This is a genomic window from Arsukibacterium sp. (assembly GCF_041616895.1).
Classification (GTDB): domain Bacteria; phylum Pseudomonadota; class Gammaproteobacteria; order Enterobacterales; family Alteromonadaceae; genus Alishewanella.
In genome coordinates, this window is the sequence record NZ_JBFJPY010000146.1 from 1 (window position 1) to 4,958 (window position 4,958).

The window sequence follows — 4,958 nt, forward strand, 5'->3', positions numbered from 1 at the left end:
AGTTTTGGCAGTATGTACGTCTAAACGTACTACCTGAATGTGCCATGCCAGCATAAAATTGCAAGCGCTTTTTCGCGCTTTAGCTAAGTAATTCGCGCTGAAAACGTTCAGCACCAGCAACAGAAAATAGACGCTATGCAAAAAAATGAAGTAAAAAACCGTTTTATGCCACCACCATGGTGGGACGCCGCCTGTATTTCAGGTAATCCGATCTTTGCCGACCTGGATCAGTTCTTTTATATTGGCAAGCGCACCGCCGCGCCAGATATAGCCTGGCTTAATCAGTGTGCGCCCACCACAGCGGTAAGGTTTGTTGATAATGAAGCGTTAAGTAAAGATGGTCGCTATTACGAAGCGTATATTTATGCAACCGGACAAGTACCTACCAGGAGCGAAAACTGGCATGACTTTTTTGGCGGATTAATCTGGTGTTTGTTTCCTAAGACAAAGACTTTGCTTAATCAGCTGCATATGGCCGAGATCGCCAAACACGGGGCAAAGCAGCGCAGTAAACTGCGTAATAAGCTCACCTTGTTTGACGAGTGCGGGGTAGTCATTTGCCTGGAGCCGACTATGCAGCAGCATGCAGGGTTGCTGCGCACTCATCAGTGGCAACAAACCTTTGTAACGCAGCGCAGTAACTGGTGGCGGGGGATTAAGCCGGTTATTTTTGGTCATGCGATGTATGAAATGGCCACAGCGCCGTTTCTGGGCTTAACAGCCAAATGCCTGTTTGTTAATGTGCCAGAAGGCTTTAGTGAATGGTCTTTAATAGATGCTTACAGTTTTCTTGACCAAAATTTGCAGCAACAAATTGCTAACGGCGGGTTACTTCTTGATAATGCACAATTGACGCCGTTGCCATTATTAGGGGTGCCCGGCTGGTGCAGTGATAACATCAAGGCCAGCTTTTATCAGAATACGGATTATTTCCGACCAGTTTCAACAAAAAAATCAAGCAACGATTAGGAAGCTTACATGATAGAAATAAAAGGGTTAGCGAAAGCATTTGCGATAAGCAAAGGCAATAAATTATCAGATACGGAAAAGCAGGATGTGCGCTACAGCAAAGACGCGTTTCATTCGGTACGCGATGTTAGTTTTCAGTGTGGGGCAGGAGAAGTATTAGGCCTGCTGGGGCCAAATGGTGCCGGTAAAACCACTACCCTTCGCATGTTATCTACGGCATTAAAACAAGACAGCGGCTCCGTGTTTATTAACGGTATTGATGTGTTGCAAAAGCCGATTCAGGCCCGAAAAGAAATTGGCTTTTTATCAGCAGATACCGGCTTATATGGCAAACTGACCGCTTTTGAAAATATCGCCTATTTTGCCAGACTGCATGGCATGAAAGAAGCGGAGATAAAAAGCCGGATTGATGAGCTTTTTACTATGCTGGATATGCACGATTTTGCTAATCGTCGGGTAGATAATATGTCTACCGGTATGAAACAAAAAACCGCTATCGCCCGCGCTGTGGTGCATTCGCCTAAAGTGGTTATTCTGGATGAGCCTACCACCGGTCTGGATATTATGACGGTGCAAACGGTACTGGATTTTATTAAATCTTTAAAAGATCACGGTACGCCAGTTATATTCTCTACTCACCATCTGGATGAAGTCGGCGCCTTATGCGATCGGGTAGTAGTAATTGATAAAGGCGTAAGCAGTTTTTCTGGCAGCCTTGAACAATTTAAACAGCTAACGCCAGAGGGCGATTTGCGCCAGGCGTTTTTAGCGGTTATTGCCAATAAACCTCAGCAGGGAGCAGCCTAATATGTGGCAGGTATACTTTAAAGAATTAACCGAACTTCTGCGTGATAAAAAAACCCTTATTTTTGTTATTTTATTGCCCATCCTTATATTCCCGGTGCTGTTTGGTATTGTTGGCCTGGTGATGGCAACCACCACCAGTAAAGCAATGGAAGAGCAACATCGTTATGTCATCGTTAACGAACAACAAGCGCCAGAGTTTGCTGAAGCCTTGTTTTATCATAAAAACTTTAAAAAAGTCGACACCTCGCTTAGCACTGAACAAGAGCTGATTGCCGCTATTCGTAATGAAGAGTTTGACGTCGCGCTGGTTATCCCGGCCGATTTTGCCAGCCGCAAAGACGCGGTACAGCAGACAGAGTGGCAGCTTATATACAACCGGTCATCGCAACTGGACTTTATGTATAACTATTTCGATGAAATGCTAAAAGAGTATACCGAGAAGTTGCAACGTGGCACGTTGAGCCAGCTTGGCGTCGATCCGGCTAACCTTACCGCAATATTAAAACCGGTTGAGCTGACCCGGGTTAATACGGCCGAGCAGCGGGAGAATATTGGCGAAAGTATGGGCGCGATTTTAGCTTATGCCCTGGTGCTATTGTGCTTAAGCGGCGCGATGTATCCAGCCGTGGATATGGGCGCCGGCGAGAAAGAGCGTGGCACCCTGGAAACCTTATTAATTTGCCCGGTCAGCCGCACGGCTATCGTATTGGGTAAGTTTTTAACCGTGCTGACCACGGCATTAATGACAGCGTTGATCACCGTCGTCAGTCTTGGGGTGTGGGGCGCGATTATCAGTGCTTTTGCTGATTTATCAAAAGTATCTGAAGCGTTAGCCAGTATTACCATCGTCGATTTAATGCTGATGTTCTCCCTGCTGCTGCCCACCGCCGCTATTTTTGCCGCATTGCTGTTGGCCATTTCTATTTACGCCCGCACCTTTAAAGAAGCGCAAAATTATATGAGCCCATTGACGATACTGGTTATAGTGCCGTTAATGATTGCCATGGCGCCAGGCATGGAGCTGGATGTCACCACGGCTTTAATACCGCTGACTAATATTGCGCTGGCTATTAAAGAGCTGCTAAAAGGTACCGCAGATTACGGTTTGCTGGCGCTGATTTTTGGTTCCACCACGGCATTAGCCGGTGGTTTGATTGCTTTTTGTGTGCATTGGTTCCAGCAAGAAAAAGTGTTATTTCGCTAACCAATACCGCAAAATGGTATTGATAACAATTCGCAATTAGATTAATATGGCGCTGTGTTGATATTGAGAGGCAGCGCCATGTTCGTTTGTTTATGCAAAGCAGTGTCAGATAAAGCGATTAAACAGCAGATTGCGATGGGTACCAGTACTATGCGGGAATTAAAAGCCAGCTTAGGGGTGGGTAGTCAATGTGGTAAATGTGTTTGTCAGGCCAGCGCTATTTTGCATAATGAACTGGTAAAACAATCCAGAGATATAGATGAACTGGCAAAACCGGCCGCCTGAGGCATGGGTAATCGTTATTCGAGGGTAGCGGTGCTTAATGCTCTGCCAACTCTATGCTATTTGCTTTCTTTTCTTTCTTTTTATTTATCCCGCTTTTCATTTCGAAGTTTATTCTGAGTTTTCTCCTGAACCAGTTCTGTTTTGAGCGGCTTAACGCCATAATATCCGCTGATAAATGGACTAAGCTTGAATATTGGCTATTAAAATTCTGATAGGAGCGCACGATAACGTTATGGATAAAATTAAACAGGTCGCCATCGTAGGCGGGGTGCACGGTAACGAGTTCTCGGGTATCTATTTAGTCAAACAATATCAGGCAACCCCACAACAAGTTGCCCGGCCCAGTTTTGACTGCCGCTGTGTCTGGGCTAACCCAGAAGCGCATTATGCCAATAAGCGTTATATACACAGCGATTTAAACCGGCAGTTTAAGCATACGGATTTGGCTAACCCGGCATTGGCTAACTACGAGCAAAGCCGGGCTAAAGTGCTAAATGCTGAACTGGGGCCAAAAGGCGCCGCGAAAACCGACTTACTGATAGATTTACATAACACCACAAGCAATATGGGCGCCTGTTTAATTTTAACCCAGGCCGGTCCTTTTTATAATAAGTTGGCCGCGTATGTAAAAATGATGATGCCCGAGGCGATTATATCTCGTGACGAAGATCACTTTAACGCTGCAGACCATGCGCTGATGTGTACCCTTGGCCGTTATGGCGTGCTGGTTGAGGTGGGTCCGCAACCGCAATCTGTGCTGCGCCACGATGTCCTGGAATTAATGGATCGGATGACCCAGCATATTCTTGATTTTGTTGAGCTTTATAATACAGATAAACTGCCAGCGCTGCCTAAGCAAACGGAAGCATTCCGATATCTGCACAGTATTAAATTGCCGATGAACGAGCAGGGGGAACGGTTAGGCATGGTACATAAAAATGTGCAGGACAAAGACTATCAACCCATTCAACCAGGCGATCCTATTTTTATGTTATTCGACGGCACGGAAGTGTATTACGAAGGTGAGCAAACGGTTTACCCTACCTTTATAAATGAAGCTGCCTATTATGATAATAATCTGGCGATGTCATTAAATGAGAAAGTGATAATTACGCTGGATTAGGTCGCGGCGTTAACAACAACGCTAAGCAAGCAGCAGTAAAAGAACAGTGCCAGGTTAACAACAAGCTTAACCTGGCAGTAATGAACAACGGTGTCTACTGTTAGTAAGCTATTATTCGCCTGCCAGTGCTTTAATTTGCGGCTCGGTCAGGCGATAGCCCAGCCACTCGGTTTTTTCTTCGGCGTTAAGGGCCTGATAAAACTTAATTGCCGGGGTATTCCAGTCCAGCACACTCCACTCGAAACGGCCACAGTCATTAGCCGCAGCGATTTTTGCCAAAGCTTTAAAAAGTGTTTTACCGGCGCCAGTGCGCCTTGCGTCAGGAGTAATATATAAATCTTCCAGGTACAGGCCATATTTGCCCAACCAGGTCGAGTAGTTATAAAAGTATACGGCAAAACCAATAGCTTCACCGGCACGCTCGCAAATCAGTGCGTGCGCTTTTGCATCGGCATTAAACAAGGTTTGCTTGATCATCGCTACCGAGGTTAATACTTCATTTTCGGCTTTTTCAAAGATGGCCAGTTCGGTTATAAACTGCAAAATGGTGGCGGCATCTTCAACCGTCGC

Annotated in this window: 6 protein-coding genes; 5 read left to right on the top strand and 1 reads right to left on the bottom strand. The window is 45.7% G+C overall.

What is annotated here, in order from left to right; all coding sequences use genetic code 11:
• Positions 1–135: 135 nt before the first annotated feature.
• The 5 genes from ABY802_RS15750 (at position 136) to ABY802_RS15770 (ending at position 4,388) form a co-directional block, all read left to right on the top strand.
• Positions 136–969, top strand: coding sequence for a DUF3025 domain-containing protein (locus tag ABY802_RS15750; protein ID WP_372628076.1), 834 nt, complete (start codon positions 136–138; stop codon positions 967–969).
• Positions 970–978: 9 nt separating this feature from the next.
• Positions 979–1,776, top strand: coding sequence for an ATP-binding cassette domain-containing protein (locus ABY802_RS15755; RefSeq protein ID WP_372628077.1), 798 nt, complete (start codon positions 979–981; stop codon positions 1,774–1,776).
• Between the two features lies 1 nt (position 1,777).
• Positions 1,778–2,980 (top strand): ABC transporter permease, encoded by a 1,203-nt coding sequence (locus ABY802_RS15760; RefSeq protein ID WP_372628078.1) that lies wholly within the window; start codon positions 1,778–1,780, stop codon positions 2,978–2,980.
• Between the two features lie 78 nt (positions 2,981–3,058).
• A complete protein-coding gene (locus tag ABY802_RS15765; protein ID WP_372628079.1) occupies positions 3,059–3,265 on the top strand; it encodes a bacterioferritin-associated ferredoxin in 207 nt (68 codons plus the stop codon).
• A gap of 232 nt (positions 3,266–3,497) precedes the next feature.
• Complete coding sequence (locus tag ABY802_RS15770) at positions 3,498–4,388, top strand: aspartoacylase (protein ID WP_372628080.1); 891 nt, start codon at positions 3,498–3,500, stop codon at positions 4,386–4,388.
• A gap of 111 nt (positions 4,389–4,499) precedes the next feature.
• Here ABY802_RS15770 and ABY802_RS15775 read toward each other — a convergent pair.
• A partial coding sequence (locus ABY802_RS15775) for an N-acetyltransferase family protein (protein WP_372628081.1) occupies positions 4,500–4,958 on the bottom strand: 459 nt, incomplete at its 5' end.